Source organism: Lacibacterium aquatile, assembly GCF_042683105.1.
GTDB classification, from domain to species: Bacteria; Pseudomonadota; Alphaproteobacteria; order Elsterales; family Elsteraceae; genus Lacibacterium; species Lacibacterium aquatile.
Window position 1 is genome coordinate 648,789 of the sequence record NZ_JBHUIP010000012.1, and the last position, 19,563, is coordinate 668,351.

The 19,563-nt window shown below is 61.3% G+C and carries 17 protein-coding genes; 3 read left to right on the forward strand and 14 right to left on the reverse strand.

Going from position 1 to position 19,563, the window contains the following annotated elements; all coding sequences use genetic code 11:
- Position 1: 1 nt before the first annotated feature.
- Genes ACFSM5_RS14685 through ggt form a run of 3 tightly spaced genes read right to left on the reverse strand, consistent with a single transcriptional unit; the run spans position 2 to position 5,215 of the window.
- Positions 2-1,690, reverse strand: coding sequence for a hypothetical protein (locus ACFSM5_RS14685; protein WP_379877185.1), 1,689 nt, complete (start codon positions 1,688-1,690; stop codon positions 2-4).
- Positions 1,687-3,423: a hypothetical protein gene (locus ACFSM5_RS14690; protein WP_379877186.1), complete on the reverse strand. Its 1,737-nt coding sequence runs from the start codon at positions 3,421-3,423 to the stop codon at positions 1,687-1,689. Before ACFSM5_RS14690 ends, ACFSM5_RS14685 begins: the two co-directional genes overlap by 4 nt.
- Positions 3,380-5,215, reverse strand: coding sequence for a gamma-glutamyltransferase (gene ggt / locus ACFSM5_RS14695; protein WP_379877187.1), 1,836 nt, complete (start codon positions 5,213-5,215; stop codon positions 3,380-3,382). Before ggt ends, ACFSM5_RS14690 begins: the two co-directional genes overlap by 44 nt.
- Before the next feature lie 183 nt (positions 5,216-5,398).
- Between ggt and ACFSM5_RS14700 the strand changes: the two genes are divergently transcribed.
- The 3 genes from ACFSM5_RS14700 (at position 5,399) to ACFSM5_RS14710 (ending at position 8,385) form a co-directional block, all read left to right on the forward strand.
- Entirely contained in the window at positions 5,399-6,490 is a 1,092-nt protein-coding gene (locus ACFSM5_RS14700; RefSeq protein WP_379877189.1) for a LysR family transcriptional regulator, read from the forward strand.
- Entirely contained in the window at positions 6,487-7,431 is a 945-nt protein-coding gene (locus ACFSM5_RS14705; protein ID WP_379877191.1) for a LysR family transcriptional regulator, read from the forward strand. Before ACFSM5_RS14700 ends, ACFSM5_RS14705 begins: the two co-directional genes overlap by 4 nt.
- Positions 7,432-7,518: 87 nt before the next feature.
- Positions 7,519-8,385, forward strand: coding sequence for a dienelactone hydrolase family protein (locus ACFSM5_RS14710; protein ID WP_379877193.1), 867 nt, complete (start codon positions 7,519-7,521; stop codon positions 8,383-8,385).
- A 350-nt stretch (positions 8,386-8,735) separates the two neighbouring features.
- Here the strand turns inward: ACFSM5_RS14710 and ACFSM5_RS14715 are convergent, their stop codons facing one another.
- The 11 genes from ACFSM5_RS14715 to coxB form a co-directional block, all read right to left on the reverse strand.
- Positions 8,736-9,329 carry a GNAT family N-acetyltransferase gene (locus ACFSM5_RS14715; RefSeq protein ID WP_379877195.1) on the reverse strand — a complete coding sequence of 198 codons (594 nt, stop codon included), beginning with the start codon at positions 9,327-9,329 and terminating at the stop codon, positions 8,736-8,738.
- Between the two features lie 11 nt (positions 9,330-9,340).
- Entirely contained in the window at positions 9,341-10,597 is a 1,257-nt protein-coding gene (locus ACFSM5_RS14720; protein ID WP_379877196.1) for a M16 family metallopeptidase, read from the reverse strand.
- Complete coding sequence (gene thrC / locus ACFSM5_RS14725; protein WP_379877197.1) at positions 10,594-12,000, reverse strand: threonine synthase; 1,407 nt, start codon at positions 11,998-12,000, stop codon at positions 10,594-10,596. The genes ACFSM5_RS14720 and thrC overlap by 4 nt, the downstream gene beginning before the upstream one ends.
- An 18-nt stretch (positions 12,001-12,018) precedes the next feature.
- Positions 12,019-13,506 (reverse strand): carboxypeptidase M32, encoded by a 1,488-nt coding sequence (locus ACFSM5_RS14730; protein ID WP_379877198.1) that lies wholly within the window; start codon positions 13,504-13,506, stop codon positions 12,019-12,021.
- Between the two features lie 7 nt (positions 13,507-13,513).
- A complete protein-coding gene (locus tag ACFSM5_RS14735; RefSeq protein WP_379877200.1) occupies positions 13,514-14,233 on the reverse strand; it encodes an SURF1 family protein in 720 nt (239 codons plus the stop codon).
- A gap of 83 nt (positions 14,234-14,316) precedes the next feature.
- Positions 14,317-15,126 (reverse strand): cytochrome c oxidase subunit 3, encoded by an 810-nt coding sequence (locus ACFSM5_RS14740; protein ID WP_379877201.1) that lies wholly within the window; start codon positions 15,124-15,126, stop codon positions 14,317-14,319.
- A 50-nt stretch (positions 15,127-15,176) separates the two neighbouring features.
- Positions 15,177-15,776 (reverse strand): cytochrome c oxidase assembly protein, encoded by a 600-nt coding sequence (locus tag ACFSM5_RS14745; RefSeq protein WP_379877203.1) that lies wholly within the window; start codon positions 15,774-15,776, stop codon positions 15,177-15,179.
- Between the two features lie 31 nt (positions 15,777-15,807).
- A complete protein-coding gene (locus tag ACFSM5_RS14750; protein ID WP_379877205.1) occupies positions 15,808-15,945 on the reverse strand; it encodes a hypothetical protein in 138 nt (45 codons plus the stop codon).
- Positions 15,946-16,884, reverse strand: coding sequence for a heme o synthase (cyoE, locus tag ACFSM5_RS14755; RefSeq protein WP_379877207.1), 939 nt, complete (start codon positions 16,882-16,884; stop codon positions 15,946-15,948). It lies immediately after the preceding gene.
- A 101-nt stretch (positions 16,885-16,985) separates the two neighbouring features.
- Positions 16,986-18,605 carry a cytochrome c oxidase subunit I gene (gene ctaD, locus ACFSM5_RS14760; protein WP_379877208.1) on the reverse strand — a complete coding sequence of 540 codons (1,620 nt, stop codon included), beginning with the start codon at positions 18,603-18,605 and terminating at the stop codon, positions 16,986-16,988.
- A gap of 24 nt (positions 18,606-18,629) precedes the next feature.
- The gene (coxB, locus tag ACFSM5_RS14765) at positions 18,630-19,472 is read right to left on the reverse strand and encodes a cytochrome c oxidase subunit II (RefSeq protein WP_379877209.1); all 843 of its coding nucleotides are present in this window, start codon (positions 19,470-19,472) and stop codon (positions 18,630-18,632) included.
- Positions 19,473-19,563: the final 91 nt, after the last annotated feature.

A 19,563-nucleotide genomic window follows, 5' to 3' on the forward strand; every position in this document is an offset into this window, starting at 1 on the left:
CTCAGAACTTCAGCCTGAGGCCGCTCATCACGACAAAAATACTGTCCGCGCCATTAACCCCGAGGCCACTCTGTGTCGCGGCATCCATGGCTCCGATGGCGTTTTCCCGGTCGAGATAGGCCGCAATCGCATAGCTGCGCGACCCGTTGTCCGGCAGGCGGTCGATCTGCGGCAGATTGATCTGATAGTGGCGGGCGGCCACAAAGACCTCGGCCCCCCAGTTGCTGACGCGCTGGACCACCGCCGCACCGATCATCTGGGCGCTCTCGCCTTTTTGGCGGTGTTCGTTCTGATAGCCGAAGTCGAGGGCGAAGGAGGTCGGCCCGAACTTGAAGGCATCCATCTGATAGGCAAGCTTGCCGTAGTAATAGATGTCCTTGCGGTCATTCAGGATCCGAAGTTCGTCATCGGTCAGCGACAAAGTCGGCCCGCCGTTCAAGGCGACCCGGCGATACTCGCTCGATCGCTTGCTGATGGCCTGGGTCAGGCTTAATCCGAACGGCATCAGAACCGACACGGAAGCAGTCAGCAGCCGGTCATGGGCCACGGCATTTTCAGGGTCCTCGCTGGCAGCATAGCTGCCCGTGGTCGCACCGATCAGGCCATTGCTGGCGATAGCCCGTTTGGCCGCTTTGGTATTATCGGCAACCCCCAGACCGGCTGCGATCTGATAACCGCCAAAATTCCGGCGGAAACGGGCCCCCAGATCCCAGACACCATTCTCCCCGTACCCGGCCGAAACACCGAAGCCGCCGAGCGACGGGCTGTCGTACCGGATGCGATCAATAATCCCCAGACCGCTCGGATCGTTAAAACTATCGCTGACCGTTGCATGTCTGAAGGGAGCAACAGTGCTGGTGGTTGCAGCCGACCCTGCAAACCGCACCAGTGAGACAGAGCCGTCCATCTGCTGCGCCGAGGAAGCGCCATTGAAACCTAGCCCGCCACCAAGATTGGCAGCCGTCGCCCCCAGCGCCACACGTGTTCCCGACAGATCCATCAGCCCCGTGCCGTAGCTGGCGCTTTCCCCCTGACCGAGCGACACGCGGCCGAAACGGCGGTGGGTGGCATACACATCAGCTTGACGAAGTTGTACGGCGGTCGAATTCGATGTGTCCTCATCGTCAAAGCCGGTCGAATAACCCGCCGTTCCGGTTACCGGACCCGGACCGCTGCTGTTCGAGGGCACGGCCAGTTCCACAAACGCGCCGAACTTCGCATCCTTGTCCGCAATCAGACTTCCCCCGAACCGAAATTTGCTGGGCGTGGCGGCATTGTCCACATGCATCACCCGGCTTGTGTCTCCCGAACCGGCAGACATAACAGCACGGCTAAGTTGGCCCGAGACGTCGAGCTTAAGAGCCCCAGCCCCGACGGATAGCCCCTCTTCGCCCTCGTCATCGCCCCCGATGACACCGGCGTCTTCTTCATCGTCACCCGCCTCTTCATCGTCGCCGGCCTTTGGCTTCGCCGCCTTGATGGAGGCAGCATTAAGCGTGCCGCTCGGCAACTCGCCGCGACGGGCCTGGGCAACAGTGCGCAGGCCTTCGATTTCCTTACGCTGCGCCGACAGCAGGAACTCCAGTTCCTTAACCTGGCGCTCCATCTCCTTGATCTCATCGGCCGTCACCAGAGACGGGGAAAACGCAAGCAGCAGCGCCAGGACGGAGGAGGCACGAAGCGGATTCATAGTTTCACCTTCACGCCGGTAAATAGGACCAGGACAGGGTCGAGGCTGCCGGCCAGCCCATCGCGATAGGGCATATCCATGGCCCCCAGCGCCCGGTCGGAATTGACATAGGAATAGATCGCGTTAGACCGCGAGCCACCGCCAACCAGGGCATCCTCCTTGGGCAGCGAGATGTGGAACATGCGCGCAGAGATGTAGAATTCAGCCCCCCAGTCATCCATGCGCTGCACAGCCCCTACACCATAGGCATAGGCCCGCTCGCCGGTTTGACGGCGCTCGTCATGCAGCGCGGCGTCGATGGCAAAGGAGGTTTTGCCAAAATCGAACCAGGAGGCGCTATAGCCCAGCTTTCCATAGAAGAACTGGTCGTTTCGCTCGTTCAGCATGCGGATTTCGTTGCGGGTCGCTGCGCTGTTATCCAAGCGGGCGAACTCGGTTATTCCCCGTCCATAGACGCCGGTCATGCTGACGCCGAACGGCGCCAGAACCGAGAAGCCCGCATTGAAGAACTGCTGCTGCCGAATCAGATCGCCATTCGTGACAGCGCCATCCAAGTTCCGCTGGGCAGCGCGGGTATTTTCCGAGAAGGCAGCCCCAGCCGCGATCTGATATCGGGCGATTTTGCCCTTATATCGCAAGGCCACGTCATAGCTGGCGTTTTCACCGTAAGAAGCCGACAGCGAGAAGCCCTTGAAGGCCGCAGTGTCATAGCGAATGCGGTCAAGACGTCCCAGACCATCGTAGTGATTGATCATGTCGCCAATGGTCGGCGCCACGCCCTGCGCTTTGGCGGCATCGGTTCCGACCGGATAGAAAGGCGCCTCCCCCCCGAAGGAGAAGCCGCCTCCCACATGCTGGACACCGGCCCAGATGGCTCCGCTCGACCCCGAAAGATCGATTTCGGACACGCCGTCACCCGCCATCGAGCCCTGCCCCACCGACAATTTTCCGTAGGGATCGGCCCGCAGGAAAAGATCGGCCTGACGCAGGCTGATGGCCGAAGAATTAGCCGTCACCTCATCCCCGAAATCCACCGACCCACCGCCATTAGAGGCCAGCGCCAGTTCCATGGCACCGCCGATCTGGACGTTACGCGGGCTGCCGTATTTGGCCGACACATTCAGGCGCGACGGCGAAGCACCGCTGTCGACGTTAGAGAGCTGTTTGCTGCTGCCGGAACGTCCAAATATCAGGGCCCGGTTGATTTGACCGCCGATGGAAACCTCGAGTTTCTCACTTTCCATCAGGCTGGCGTCATCTTCGCCCTCCGTATTGCCGGTCGGAACCTCGGCCGCCAGCAACCCCGTCGGCACGGGGCTATTCAGATCCCGCTTAAGAGCTTGGACTTGCTGATATTGCAGCAGCGCCTGGCGATAGGCCTTATCAAGCCTATGGGCCAGCTTCTCGCGCCGCAGGGGGTCGAATTCGGAAGGCAGCTCGACGCTCGGCATCGCCGGGACGCCGGGCTCTTCCTCATCTTCCTCTTCGTCGTCTTCACCCATGGCAGCCGGATCGTCGCCGTCCTCATCCTCGTCGCCGATGGGGACGGAGACTCGCATCTTGCTGCCCGCTTGTGCCTGTACGGAATCCGGGACCGACAGAAGACCAGCAAGAAGCACAGCCAACGGCAACAGCCACCCGCCCCGGCCAAAAGCCGGAGCGGGTGCAGCGTCGGGTGGCGAGATCAGGCTATTGCCCAACGGCGACCCCTTCACGACGCGGATCCGCGCCACCGACAAGGCCATCCTTCAGAACTTCGATACCCTGCAACCCGCTGTTCAGTTCCCCCACCGTGACCTTATGGCCCCGGCGACGCATCTCGTCGGCAAGCCCGGCAACAGAGGTTTCCGCTTCGAGTTCAAGCCCGACATTCCGGTCGAGATAGTGCGGCAGGTTGATCGCCTGCTGGATATCGAGCTTCCAGTCGAGAACACCGACAATCGTCTGCGCCACATAGCCAATGATGCGCGCGCCTCCCGGCGAACCGACCACGAGGCGCGGCGAGCCATCCTCATTGAAGACGATCGACGGCGACATGGAGGAACGTGGACGCTTGCCCGGCTCGATACGATTGGCGACCGGCTTGCCGTCCACCACATCGTCGGCCGAGAAATCGGTGAGCTGGTTATTGAGGATGAAGCCGCGCGTCATCTGACGCGACCCGAAGACCGCCTCGATGGTCACCGTCATCGAGACCGCGTTACGATCCTTGTCGACGATGGCCACATGGGTGGTCGACGGCAGTTCCGGCGAGGCATCCTTGCCGAACAGCATACCATGCTTTTCCGGCGGCTCGCCCGGCAGTACGGGCTTTTCGCTGCCCTTGTCGAGATTGAGCAGCGCCGCCCGTGACCGCAGATAACTGTCGTCGATCAGGCCCGAAATCGGCGCCTTCACGAAATCCGTATCGCCGACGTAGAAGTCACGGTCGGCATAGGCGATACGCCCGGCCTGCGCCAGAAGATTGATCGCATCGGGCGATGTCGGCTTCAGCGACGGCAGGTCGAAGCGCGACAGGATGCCGAACATCTGCAGCATGTTCACCGACGAGGAGGGCGGCGGCACAGTGCAGATCTTATGGGCACGATAGGGAACGCAGAGCGGATCGCGTTCCTTGGCCTTGTAACCGGCCAAGTCGGCGAGTTCCATGCCGCCAGGATTGCCCTTATGGCCCTTGACCGCCGCAACGATGTCCGCCGCGATCTCCCCCGTATAGAAGGCGTTCGGGCCTTCTTTAGCGATCTTGCGCAGCGTTTCCGCCAACTGCTTGTTGACCAGTTGGGTTCCCACCGGCTTGGGCTGGCCATCGGCGCCATAGAAGATTTCTTTGCCCATGGCATTGCCGGGCAGATATTTCTCGTCCTTGAGCAGATCAAAGAGGCGGGGCGACAGTGGGAAGCCCTTCTCTGCCAGTTCGATTGCCGGTTCGAACAGGGCCGCCCATGGCAGCTTGCCGAACTCGGCATGCACCATCTCGAACATGCGCAACTCGCCTGGCACCCCAACCGAAGCGCCCCCCACGACGGCATCGATGAATTTCTTCTTCTTGTCGCCGTCATAGAAGAGCTTGGTATTCACCCCGGCAGGCGCGGTTTCACGCCCGTCGAAAGCCCGCAACTTCTTCTTGGTATTGTCCCAGACGACCATCAGACCGCCGCCGCCGATGCCCGAGGACTGCGGCTCGACAACATTGAGAGCAAGACCGGTCGCAATTGCGGCATCGATAGCAGACCCGCCCTTCGCCAAGATCATAGCGCCCGCCTGAGCAGCCAGCGGATTAGCCGCAGCAGCCATATAGTCCTTGGTCTTGACCGCTTTCTTGTCGGTCCAGCCCGTCGCCGCTTCGGGCGCGATATTCTCGAAATTGCTGGTCGCCTGGGTCGCTGCGGCTCCAGCGGGCGCTGCCGCCGGCTGCTGCGCCACTACCGGCCAAGCAACAGAAGCCATCAACACAGCACCAAGCAGACCGGTTGCCAGTGCTGGTCGCCGCACCACCGCTGCAAGGCGAATATTCTGCTGGCTCACGTCCATTGCTACCCTCGTCGTTTTCAAGATATCGCGCCATTCGGCACTGCTTTACGTACGGGTAGGTTCCGAATCGGAATGACTTTTTGTCAAAAGCCAATCGGTGCGAAATCCATAACGTAATGGAATGCGAGCGATTGAGATTCGCGAAAACTGCGCTGCTCAAAAATTAGACAGGCATTCATGAAATATATGAATAAAAAGGATATTTTTATTACATTGAAAACCGTGAAAATCATCTCACCCCTCAATACTGAGGAATTTTCAGAGAAATATATATCATATTGGAATGTTTCTTGTAGAAATTTGACTTGCGATTATTTAGATGTAGAAATCATGCATATTAGACATCTAGAAATTCTTCACGCCCTGATGTTGACGGGCACCATTACGTCGGCGGCCCAGTTGCTGAACATATCTCAGCCGACTGCGACGCGACTGCTGCTGCGCGCGGAAGATCTTCTGGGATACAAACTATTTGAGCGGGTCCGCGGGCGATTTGTGCCGACACGGGAAGGGCAAATCCTGCACGCCGAAAGTGAGCCGCTTATCCGGGGGCTCGACGGCCTACGGAAACTTGCGCGTAATCTCGGCTCCACCACTACGGAATGCCTGCATATCGCTGCAGCGCCCGCCATGTGCGCGCAATTGATACCGATGGCAATCACGCGCTTCCGGCGCAAATACCCAAATGTCAGTTTCGAGGTCGAGACTCGGCAATATGCCGATCTGGTGCGTGGCGTCCTGACCCATGAGGCAGATATTGGTATCGGCTTTGACGTCGAGTCCCATGCTGGCCTGGATATGGTCAAAATTGCCCGCGCGCCGTTTTTTGGCGCCTTTCCAGCGAAGGACGCGGCAACATTACCACCCACAGTCTCGCTGGATATTTTTCGCAGCTTCCCAATCGTCGGCTTGCAAGGAAATGACCCTATCGGCGCCGCTTGCGAGAAAGCCCTGAAAGCCGCCGATATCGATCTTGACCCCATCGTCCTGGTGAAAACCAACCAGATCGCGCTCTCGCTGGTCTCCCGGGGAGATTGCGCTGCCATCATCGATCTTTATACAGCAGCGACCCATGACCCCCGGTTGGTGACCGTCCGTCAGATCGAACCGCCGTTTGCAGTAGAAATTCACGGTCTACGTGCCCGCAATCAGCCCGCATCGGTCGTTTCGAGGGATTTCCTCGCGACCGTGAAAATTGTCGAAGCCGAGATTGCCCAGCGCCTTCAACGCCAAGCCGGTCCGATCCATGAGGAGATTCCACCGAAATGATGCAAATCCGCCATCTCGAGGTCTTCCACGCCGTGATGCTGACCGGGACTATCACGGCTGCCGCCGGACTGTTGAAGATTAGCCAACCTGCAGCCACCCGCCTGTTGCTGCGCGCCGAAGATCAGCTTGGTTATCGCTTGTTCGAACGACGGCGTGGGCGTCTTTTTCCAACGATTGAGGGGCGTATCCTGCATGTTGAAAGCGAACGGGTCATCTCTTCGATCGATAATCTGAGGAAGCTTTCAGACAGCCTTGGTGCCGCGCCATCGGGCCGCATCCGCATCGCCGCCGCCCCTGCTCTCTGCATCGATCTGCTGCCCCAGGCGATTGCCCGATTCCGCAAAAAACACCCGAATGTCCATTTCGAGATCGAGACGCGCCAATATGCCGATCTGGTGCGGGTGGCAATGAATCAGGAGGTCGACCTCGCCATAGGTTTCGATGTCCAGGCGAACCCCGGCCTGGACCGGACCACCCTGACCCGCGCTGCATTCTACGGGATATTCCCGCACAGCCTGGGCAAGGATTTGCCGGATGTCGTCAACCTCGATATTTTCGAGCGCTTTCCCCTTATCGGTCTCAAAACCGATAACCCCCTTGGCTCCACCACCGGCATGGCCCTGAAACTCGCGGGCCTGTCGCTGCAGCCCATCGTTGCGGTGAAGACAAATCTGATTGCGCTGGCACTGGTCAGCGATGGCGCCGGTGCGGCGATCATCGATCAATATACTGCCGCATCCCTAGACCCTAGTAAGGTGGTGATCCGCCGCCTCAATCCGGAACTGGGCCTTGATGTCCATGTGATCCGCGCACGCCATCAGGCGACATCTGTTGTCGCGCGTCGCTTCCTGGGTCTGCTGACCCAAACGGAGCAGGAAATCTCCGAAAGCCTGCGATTGCTGCTGGATCCGACGGTCGAGCCAAGCGAGTCCATGCACTAAAGGTATAGAAGACTGCAGCCCCTTACATAGATTGCGATCTGCCCCGCGCTTACGCTGCGATCTGGACGAGAGATCGGGAGTGGAAGCATGAGATACGCCAACTTGGCTGCGGGCCTGACACTGGGATGTGCCCTTCTTGTCGGCGCGAGTGCCGCAACGGCCGATGAGTTGAAGACGGTCAAATTCCCGAGCCTTGACGGCAAAGTCGATCTGGTCGGCTATGTCTCCATGCCCAACGGCAGCGGCCCTTTTCCCGCCGTCGTGATGATGCATGGGCGCCAAGGCCCTTATTCGACCGCCGCCAAGGGAAAATATAACGCCAAGACCCTGTCTGGCCGCCATAAGGAATGGCTGGAATTCTGGGCCGAACAGGGGTACGTCGGCATCCTGGTCGACGGTTTCGGGCCACGCGGCTATCCCAAGGGCTTCGGCAAAGGCTCCTATGAAGATCGTCCGCCGGAGCTGGATGAAACGACGACCCGTCCGTCCGACAGTTACGCCACGCTGAAATATCTGCGCACCCGCCCCGACATCATTCCCGGCAAGATCGGCATCATGGGCTGGTCGAATGGTGGCAGCACCGTGATCACCACCATGGCCAAAAATGCGATGGGTTATAATACCGTAGGGGCGCAGGGTGGTTACCTTGTCGGTGTTGCCGCCTATCCCGGTTGCGGCTTGAAGGAAAAATTCAAGGCCGGGGTCGATGTCTCCGCCCCTCTCCATATATTCGCCGCCGAAGATGATGACGAGGTTTCGCCCAAACTCTGCGTGACCCTCGCCAACCGTTCCAAGGCCAAGGGCTATCCGGTTACGGTGAAGGTCTATCCCGGCGCCGAACATAGCTTCGATGCCCCCGGAGAGTCGAAGCAGAGCCACGCCCCCAATGCGGAAGCCACCAAGGATTTTTATCAGCAGGCGCTGACCATCTTCACGGCGGCATTGAAGAAGTAGAGACTGCAGACGTCACCCCGGGACTTGATCCCGGGGTCTCAAGCTCGTTTGTGTTGGCCTACCGGGCTTCGCCCTACTTGAGGCCTTTGTTCTGTCGTCACCCCGGGACTTGATCCCGGGGTCTCCTCCGGCAGCATTTCCAACAAACAACAAATCCTCGTCATCCCGGACTTGATCCGGAATGACAGAGTTTTAGGGGGACAGGGTCCCGGAGGAGATCCCCCGATCAAATCGGGGGATGACGACAAAACAACAAAGATTGGAGATCCCGTGGTCAAGCCACGGGATGACGACAAAACGGCAAAGATTGGAGATCCCGGATCAGACCGCTTGGGGGGACGCGCTCTGCTCTAAAGCCCCGCACTGAGGCGCATATCATCGGTCAGCAAGGCAAACAGGAGGTGATCCTCCCAGCGGCCATTGATCTTGAGGTAGGCGCGGGCCTGACCTTCCTGGCGAAACCCGACCTTCTCCAGTAGCCCTCGGCTCGCCTCGTTCTTGGGCAGGCAGGCGGCTTCGATGCGATGGAGATTGAGCGCGCCAAAGCTGTAATCGGCGGCGGCGGCCAGCGCCTCGGTCATATAGCCCTGGCGCGCGTAATTCTGGCCGATCCAATAGCCGATGGAGGCGATCTGGGCGACGCCACGGCGCACATTGGTGATCGACAGCGCGCCTAAAAGCGCCATGTCGGTGCGGCGGAACATATGGAACGTATAGGCTTCGTCCTGATCCCACTGGGTCATCTGGCGCCGCCAGCGGCGGCGATAGGAGGCCGAGGTCAGCGCGTCATCCGGCCAGGTCGGCTCCCACGGGGTCAGGAAGTCGCGGGAACTGGCCCGGACCTGCGCCCAGGCCGCCCAGTCCCCATTCTGCGGGGGGCGTAGCAAAAGCCTCGCCGTGCGTAACTCTATGTCGGGAAAACCGGTTCCAAACCAGAGCAGCATGGCGAGGGCTCTTAATGCAGGTGACGCTGAAGAAGATCGAACGGATCTTCTGAGACCGCAGGCCCCAGCAGAGCAACCGTCGGCGGTGCCGAGAGCATGCGTTCGGCAAGCCGCTGCACGTCCTTGACCTCGACCGCTGCCAGACCCGTCAGCATCTCCTCGAGCGACACATGCCGCCCATGGACGAGATAATTCTGCGTCAACGTCTCGACCCGAGCCGACGTGCTTTCGCGCGCCATCAGCGTGCCTGCGCGCAGTTGCGCCTTGGCGCGCCGCAGCTCTTCCTCGGTCACTTCCGAGACCGACTTCTTCAACTCGCCCGCCAGCACCGGCACCAGTTCGGCCACTTCGTCCGGCCCGGTCCCGGCATAGATCCCGAGCAGGCCGCTGTCGCGGTAGGAGGAGGCGAAGCTATAGACGGAATAGACGAGGCCGCGCTTCTCGCGGATCTCCTGGAACAGGCGCGAGGACATGCCGCCGCCCAGCAGGGTCGAATAGACCGAGAGCGCGTAATAATCCGGGTCGGTAGAGGCGACACCGGGGAAACCCGCCACCAGATGGACCTGCTCCAGATCGCGCTCTTCCCGGAAGAAGCCGCCCTGATAGCTGGCGGCCGGACCGTTCGGCACCTGGGCGGCATGGAGATCGCCCATCCGGTCGGCAACTTCGGCGACAAAGCTGTCGTGATCGATCTTGCCCGCCGCTGCCGCCACCAGGGTGGAGGCGCCGTAATGACCATGCAGATATTGGCGGATATCGTCCGTCTGCAGCCGCTCGACAATCTCCGCCGTCCCCAGCACCGGGCGCCCCAGGGCCTGATCCGGGAAGGCTTCGGCCTGGAAATGGTCGAAAATGATATCGTCCGGCGTGTCTTCGGCCTGCCCGATTTCCTGAAGGACGACCGCGCGCTCGCGGGTCAGTTCCTCGGGATCGAAGGTCGAATTGCGCAGAATATCGGTCAGGATATCGGTCGCGAGGCTGGTGTCGTCCGCCAGCACCTTGGCGTAATAGGCCGTCTGCTCGCGCGTCGTATAGGCATTGAGGTGCCCGCCCACATCCTCGATCTGGTCGGCGATATCACGGGCGCTGCGGGTCTTGGTGCCTTTGAAGGCCATATGCTCCAGCAGATGGGCGACGCCATTCACTTCCGGCGCCTCGTCGCGCGTGCCGACACCGACCCAGAGGCCCAGCGACACGGTTTCGACCTGCGGCATGGTGTCGGTCAGCACCACCAGCCCATTGGGCAGTGTCGTCTGACGCACACTCATGCCGACACCTTGAGGCCGAGGGACTTGGAGACAAAATCCTTCACCGCCGCCGCGCTGTTGGGCAGGCGGGTCACGCGCTCCTCGGCCGTCATCAGATGGCTTAGATGCGGGGGCAACGGCACCGGGGCGCCCAGCGCCTTGGTCGCGGCATCGGTGAATTTCGCCGGATGGGCACAGGCCAGCGCCACGATGGGATCGCGGCTGTCGCCCCGCAACGCCTGCATCGCCCGCACGGCAATCGCCGAATGGGGATCGAGGATCTCGCCCGTTTCCGCATGGATCTTGCGGATGGTTTCCAGCGTCTCTTCGTCCGACACGCCGATACCGTCGAACACCGCCTTGGCCTTTTGCAGACGCGCGTCGTCCAGACGATAGGTGCCCTCTTTGCGGAAGCGGGTCAGGATCTCCGTCACTGCCGCGCCGTCGCGGTCCAGCAGTTCGAACAACAGGCGCTCGAAATTGCTCGATACCTGAATGTCCATGGAGGGCGAGAGCGAGGGCTCCACATCCTCCATCGTCATATCGCCGCGCTGGAAGAAGCGGGCCAGGATGTCGTTACGGTTGGTGCCGATAATCAGGCGCTCGATGGGCAGGCCCATGGCGCGGGCGCAATAGCCTGCGAAGACATTGCCGAAATTGCCGGTCGGAACGGCGAAATTCACCGTGCGGTCAGGCGCGCCCAGATGCAGGGACGCCACAGCGTAATAGACGACCTGGGCCACGATGCGCGCCCAATTGATGGAGTTTGCAGCCGACAGATGGGCGGCGTCGCGGAATTCCAGATCGGCGAACAGCGCCTTCACGATGTCCTGGCAATCGTCGAACGTGCCATCGACGGCAATCGCATGCACGTTCTTGGCCGGAACCGTCGTCATCTGGCGACGCTGGACTTCCGACACGCGGCCATGGGGATAAAGGATGAAGACATCCACGGCCTCGCGGTCGCGGCAGGCTTCGATGGCCGCCGACCCGGTATCGCCGGAGGTCGCACCAACGATGGTGACCCGCGCGCTCTTGGCTTTGAGCACATGGTCGAACAGCCGCCCCAGGAATTGCAGGGCATAATCCTTAAAGGCGATGGTCGGGCCGTGGAACAGCTCCATCACCCAGTCCTGCTGGCCCAGCTGCTTCAGCGGCGCGACGGCGGGATGGCGGAAGTCCTTGTAGGTATCCTCGATGATCGCCTGCAGATCGTCATCGCTGATGGTACCGCCGATGAAGGGCTTCAGGACGGCGAACGCCACTTCCTGATAAGTCTTGCCGCGCAAGCCGCGCCACTCAGCGGTCGAAAGCTTGGGCCAGGCCGCCGGGACATAGAGGCCGCCATCGCGGGCAAGGCCCGTCAGGACCAGATCATCGAAGGGAAGTTGCGGCGCCTGGCCGCGGGTCGAGACGTACTGCAAGGGTTCTGTGTCCGTCAGCTACGCGAGATAGCGGGTTTCAAGGTGGGTACGGAAGGCATCGACGCCGAGCGGCTTGCCGGTCGCCGCCGTGACGATATCGGCAGTGGAGGCAAACGAGCCCTTGCCATGGATGTTGGTGCGCAGCCAGCCGAGCAGCGGGGCGAAATTGCCTTTGGCAATCTCCACCGGAATCTCCGGCACCGCCAGCTTGGCCGCCTGGAACAGCTGCGCCGCCGTCATCGCACCCATGGTGTAGGTCGGGAAATAGCCCCAGGCGCCCATCGGCCAATGGATGTCCTGCATGCAGCCATCCTTATCGCTGGGCGGCACCACACCGACCAGTTCCTGCATGCCGTCGTTCCAGGCACCGGGCAGATCATCAAGCGACAGATCGCCCGCGATCATCGCCCGCTCCAACCGATAGCGCAGGATCACATGGGCCGGATAGGTCACTTCGTCGGCATTGACGCGGATGAGGCCGCGTTCGACCGTCAGCGCCCGGCGATGCAGATTCTCCGCCGTCCAGGCCGGGCCGGAACCGCCGAAGATCTCCGCCGCCAGCGGGGCCGCGAACTGGAAGAATTCCGCCGACCGGCAGGCCTGCATCTCGATCAGCAGCGACTGGCTTTCGTGCAGGCTCATGCCGCGTGCCTGTCCGGCGGGCTGGTCGCGCCAGTCAGCGGGCAGGCCCAGCTCGTAGAGCGCATGGCCGGTCTCGTGCAGCACGCCCATCATGCTCTCGAAGAAACTGTCGGTGCCATAGCGCGTGGTGATGCGCACATCCCCCGGCGCCCCGCCGCAGAAAGGATGGGTCGAAACATCGAGGCGGCCGCGCGTGAAATCGAAGCCCAGCGCATGCATGAACTTCTCGCCCAGCGCCTTCTGCTTGTCGATGGGGAACGGGCCGTCGGGCAGCAGCGCCGCCGGGCGGGTCGCCTGTTTGTCGATGGCGCGCTGGATATAATCCGGCAGGAAGCTCGCCAGATCGCCAAACAGCTTGTCGATATCCTCGGCCTTGCCGCCCGGCTCGTACTGATCGAGCAGCGCGTCATAGAGCGAGCAGCCGAACTTTTCGGCCTTGGCCTGCGCCGTCTCCCGGACGAGATCCAGCACCTTCTGCAGCTTGGGCTTCAGCCCGGCATAATCATTGTCGGCGCGCGCCTGCCGCCACGTCATCTCGCAATCGGCATTGACGATGGCCGAGGCTTCGACCAGATCGGCGGGAACGGCGGTCGCATGCAGCCAGTTGCGGCGGATCTCGGCCAGATTGGCCCGTTCCTGCGGGGAAAGCGCATTATCGCCCTCGGCCCCTGCCAGCAGGTCGGCCAGCGCAGGATCGGTCAGCTTCTCGTGGATCGTCACTTCAAGCGCCGCATATTGCGCACCGCGCGCCTCGGCCGATCCGGTCGGCATCATCACCGCCATGTCCCAGCCCAGCATGCCAGCGACGGCGCGCAGCTTGCCGATGCGATCGAAACGGGTATGCAGCGATGTGTAAGCGGTCATGGGCGCCTTATTGTCCGGTTTTACTGTCGCGGGCCTTGCCACGCAGAACCGCTGCATAGACCCCGATCAAGACTAGTGCCAGCGAATACCAGGTAAGAGCGTATTGCAAATGGTTATTGGGTAAGGCAACCCTGGTCTGCCCACCGATGGGGGGCTGCTTTTCACCATCGTCCAGAACTTCGAGATAATAGGGGCGGACGGGTTCGGAACGCCCGGCCGTCATCTCGGCCAGATTCACCCGGAACCAGACGTTCTTGACCGGGTCATTCGGCGGCTGCATCCAGCCCATTTCCGGCTCAGGCCGCAGCACACCGACCAGTTCCACCGGGCCGGCGGGTCGGCGGATCTGGCCTTCGCGCGGCGCCCAGCCACGGTTGACCAGCAGCAGCGAGCCATCGGCCAGCTTCAGCGGCGTGATCACATGATCGCCCAGCTTTTCCGGCTGGTTCTGCATCGGCAGATATTGGCCGGTCACCCGCTTCTCATCGCTGAAGAGCAGTTCGCCCTGCACGACGACCCGGCGGAAATCGAGGCCGGAGAGCCCCACCCCGGCATCGGGCAGCGCGACCGGTGGCGCCGCAACGGCCCGCGCCCGGTCGTTCAGAATATCCTCCTTCCATCCCAGGCGCTGGATCTGCCAGGTCCCGAGGGTCAGAAGGATCAGAACGCCGATCAGGGCGGCGACGGTCAGCCCAAGGCTGCGGGTTTGGCGAAGGAACGCGATCATCTTGTCCGGAAAATGAGGCCTGTCGCCTCAAAAGACAACGGGGGCGCCAGAGACGCCCCCGTTGGATCAGCTATGCGTGGCAGTTAGTGCGCTGCCGGCGGCACGCCATGACCGCCCCACCAATAGACGGCGACGAACAGGAACAGCCACACAACGTCAACAAAGTGCCAGTACCAGGCAGCCGACTCGAAGCCGATGTGGGTCTTCTCGGTGAACTGGCCCTTGATCGCGCGGACAAGGCAGACCGCCAGGAAGATGGTGCCGACGATCACGTGGAAACCGTGGAAACCGGTCGCCATATAGAAGGTCGAGGCATAGGCGGTGTCTTTGAAACCAAACGCGGCATGGGCGTATTCGTAAGCCTGCAGCGCGGTGAAGAGCATGCCCAGGCCGACCGTCACGGCCAGACCCTGGATCAGACCCTTGCGGTCCTTTTCCAGCAGCGCATGGTGCGCCCAGGTGCAGGTGGTGCCCGACAGCAGCAGGATCAGGGTGTTCAGCAGCGGCAGATCGAACGGGTCGAACGGATGGATGCCCGCAGGCGGCCACTGGTGATTGATGCCTTCACGCGGGAAGATCGACAGATCGAAGAACGCCCAGAAGAAAGCGACGAAGAACATCACTTCCGACACGATGAAGAAAATCATGCCGTAGCGCAGGCCGATGCGGGTGATCGGGTTATGGATCTTGGTCGACTCGTTCTCGGCGACCACATCGCGCCACCAGCCGGCCATGCAGCCCAGCACGAACAGGAAGCCAATAATCAGCAGCCAGGGGCCCAGGTTCTGCATATACAGAATGAGACCGGTCGCCATGGCGCCTGCCGAGATGCTCGACAGCAGCGGCCAGGGGCTCGGGTCGACTAGGTGGTAGGGATGCTTCTGCTCGGCCATCTCTCTCGTTTCCCTTCGGACGAAACGTCTTCTTCTAGTGTTCTAATCGATCAAAGTTTCGGAGTCGCGGCTTTTTCGGTCGCGGCTGCCGGAGCTTGCGCCAGGGGTTGCTCCTTGGCGCGGAAGAAAGTGTAGGACAGGGTGATGGTCTTCACCCCGTCAAGACTGCGGTCCTTGACCAGTTCCGGGTCGACGAAGAAGGAGACGGGCATCTCGATCTCCTCGCCGGGGGCCAGGGTCTGATTCTCGAAGCAGAAGCAGGCGATCTTATCGAAGAACGGCCCGCTCTTTTCCGGAGTGACATTGAAGGTCGCAACGCCGGTAATCGGCTCGTTCGACAGATTCTTCGCCTTGTAGAAAATCAGCTTCTCTTCGCCCAGCTTGACCGTCACTTCGGTCTGAAGCGTCTTGAAGGACCAGGGCATGCCGTGGGCGACATTGGCGTCGAACCGCACCCGCATCAGGCGCTCGTTCGTCTCGCTCGGAGCCGCACCCGAATGCTGGGTCGTGCCGCCAAAGCCGGTGACCTGGCAGAAAATCTCGTAAAGCGGGACCGACGCATAGGCAAGGCACAGCATGCCCGTCGTCATCATCGCGAGCGACAGCATGGTTTTCTTGTTCTTGGCTTTGACGTCCGGGGCCTTGCTCATCGGATCTCTCCGCTTTGCCGCTTCGCGTTGCTCATCGGCGGGCTACCTGCACGATGGTGATGGCAAAGAACAGCGCCACCAGACCCAGCAACGTCCACAGCATCGCAAGATTGCGACCGCGGGTGCGGCGCTTATGGTCCTGGGTGGGAATCACTTTGGGTTCGCTCATTTAAAATACCTTCCAGACCGGGGCCGACACCAGACGGTCGACCACCATGGAGAGGAACAGCAGCGCCAGATGCAGCAGCGAGAAGCCGAACATCTTGCGCGCCCACTTCGTTCCCTCTTCCCGCAGCACGGCAATAGCATGGACAACAAAGCCCAGGCCCAGCGCGACGGCGGTTGCGCCATAGACGGCGCCCAGATCGCCCATCAGCACCGGCACGGCAGAAACGGGCAGCAGCAGCAGGGTATAGAGCAGCATCTGACGCTTGGTTTCGCGCGCACCGGCGACGACCGGCATCATCGGCACGCCCGCGCGGGCATAATCGTCGGACCGATAGAGGCCCAGCGCCCAGAAATGCGGCGGCGTCCACATGAAGATGATGGCGAACAGCGCCAGCGACGTCAGCGAGATATCGCCTGTCACGGCCGCCCAGCCGATCACCGGTGGAAAGGCACCGGCCGCCCCGCCGATCACAATGTTCTGCGGCGTGCGGCGCTTCAGCCACATCGTATAGACGAAGACATAGAAAGCGATCGACAGCGCCAGCATCGAGGCGGCGGCGACATTGACCCCCAGCGCCATGACGATGACCGAGGCCACCGCCAGCACCACGCCAAAGCCTAGCGCCTCGCCCGGAGCGATCTTACCGGCCGGGATGGGGCGGCCCTGGGTCCGGTTCATCACCGCGTCGATATCGCGGTCGTACCACATATTAATCGCCCCCGACGCACCCGCGCCGACAGCGATGCAGAGAATGGCGGTGAAGGCCAGCACCGGGTGGATATTCCCCGGCGCCAGATACAGCCCGACCATCCCGGTAAAGACCACGAGCGACATCACCCGCGGCTTCAGCAGCGCGATGAAATCCCGCGCACTGCCGGTGCCGACGGCGGCGTCCGTTTCGGTCGCCATCCGCTGATCTTGGACGGATACGTCACTCATGGTCCTAGCCTTAGTCCTAATCCCAAGGGTCTTGCGATCTATCCGATCACAAGACCCTGTAGCCGTTTCAATTCAGAGCCGGGCAAGCCCCGCCCTGCGCCTTACTTAACCTTCGGCAGCTCGTCGAAGGTGTGGAACGGCGGCGGGGACGACACGGTCCACTCCAGCGTGGTTGCGCTCGGACCCCAGTAGTTGCCCTCGACCTTGCGGCCGCTGGTCAGCGTGCGGATCGCGATATAGACGAACAGCAGGGCTGCACCGAAGGAGATGTAGGAACCGATCGAAGCAACGTAGTTCCACGGTGCGAACGCATCCGGATAGTCAGGAATACGGCGCGGCATGCCCGAGAGACCCAGGAAATGCATCGGGAAGAACGTCAGATTGACGCCGACGAAGGTGACCCAGAAATGGATTTTGCCCAGGGTCTCCGGATACTGACGGCCGGACATCTTACCGACCCAGTAGTAGAAGCCCGCGAACATCGCGAACACCGCCCCCAGCGACAGCACGTAATGGAAGTGCGCGATCACGTAGTAGGTGTTGTGCATGGCCACGTCGACACCGGCATTGGCCAGCACGACACCGGTCACACCGCCGACGGTGAACAGGAAGATGAAGCCCATCGCCCAGAGCATCGGGGTTTCGAAGCGGATCGAACCGCCCCACATGGTCGCGATCCAGGAGAAGATCTTCACGCCGGTCGGCACCGCGATGATCAGGGTCGCAGCCGTGAAGTAGGCGCGCGTGTCGACATCGAGACCGACGGTGTACATGTGGTGAGCCCACACGACGAAACCGACGACACCGATGGCCACCATCGCATAGGCCATGCCCAGGTAACCGAAAATCGGCTTCTTGGAGAAGGTCGAGATGATGTGGCTGACGATGCCGAAGGCCGGCAGGATCATGATGTAGACTTCGGGGTGGCCGAAGAACCAGAACAGATGCAGGAACAGCATCGGATCGCCACCGCCCGACGGCTCGAAGAAGCTCGTGCCGAAGTTACGGTCGGTCAGCAGCATGGTGATGGCGCCGCCCAGGACGGGCACCGACAGCAGCAGCAGGAAGGCCGTGACCAACATGCCCCAGACGAACAGCGGCATCTTGTGCAGCGTCATGCCCGGCGTGCGCATGTTGAAGATGGTGGTGATGAAGTTGATCGCGCCCAGGATCGACGAGGCACCGGCCAGATGGAGCGACAGGATCGCCATATCCATCGAAGCGTTCGGCGTGCCGAGCTTGGAGGAGAGCGGCGGATAGATCGTCCAGCCCACACCCGCGCCTGGATTATCACCGCCGACGAAGGCCGAGCCCAGCAGCAGCAGGAATGCCGGAACGATCAGCCAGAAGCTGATGTTGTTGAGGCGGGGAAACGCCATATCCGGCGCGCCGATCATGATCGGCACGAACCAGTTGCCAAAGCCGCCGATCAGGGCGGGCATGACGACAAAGAACACCATGATGACGCCGTGGGCCGTCGTGAAGACGTTCCAGACGTGACCGTTGGACATGTACTGCATGCCCGGGTTCTGAAGTTCCATACGCATGTACACCGAGAACGCGCCGCCGATCAGGCCGGCGATGATCGCGAAGATGATGTACAGCGTGCCGATGTCTTTGTGGTTGGTCGACAGCAGCCAACGACGCCAGCCCGTCGGGGCATGGTGATCGTGGTGGTCGTGGCCGTGTGCGTGACCGTGCGAGTCTGCAGCTTGTGCCATGACTCGGGGCTCCTTCCAGTACTATTAGCGCGATGCCAGCTGCACGCCGGTGGCGGGCAGGGTCGGCAGGGCGGCGTATTTTTTCTTGGCTTCCTCGACCCAGGTCGCGAACTTCTCTTTCGAGAGGACTTCGATCGTGATCGGCATGAATCCGTGGTTGATACCGCAGATCTGATTGCACTGGCCGTAGAAGATGCCTTCGCGGTTGGCCTTCAACCAGGTTTCGTTGGTGCGGCCGGGGAAGGCATAGATCTGGACGCCGAACTGCGGCACCAGCCAGGAATGCATCACGTCGGTCGAGGAGACCAGGACGCGGATCGTGGTTCCGACCGGCAGGACCAGCTTGTTGTCGACTTCCAGCAGGCGCTTGCCGCCCATCTTCTTAGTGTCTTCATCCGACAGCATGTAGCTGTCGTAGGTGAAGCCGCCATGGTCGGGGAATTCATACGACCAGTACCACTGATGCCCGACGACCTTGATGGTCATTTCGGGATCGCGCGCGCGATCGACGAAATAGAGCAGACGGAAGGACGGAACGGCGATCACCAGCAGGATCAGCACCGGCACCACGGTCCAGACGATCTCGATCAGCGTGTGATGCGAGGTCTTGCTCGGAACCGGATTTGCCTTCTCGTTGTAGCGCACGACCACCCAGATCAGCAGCGCCAGCACAAAAATCACGATGCCCGTGATGATGTACAGCAGCAGCGTGTGAAGATCGTGAATGCGTTCCTTCACCGGCGACGCCGCGTCGATCATACCCATCGCCCACGGCTGCGGGCCGTTTTCAGCGAAAGCCGGGCCCGCAATCAGCACGGCAAACACAGCGGCCATGAACCGGCCAAAATTACCCCAGATCTTCATCATTCCTCCGGTGGCATCCCGTCGGGCGGCGGCCCAGCTTTCGCAGGTTGGTTCCCGCAATGCCGTGCCTGCTCATTTTCCTTCCGAACGAAAC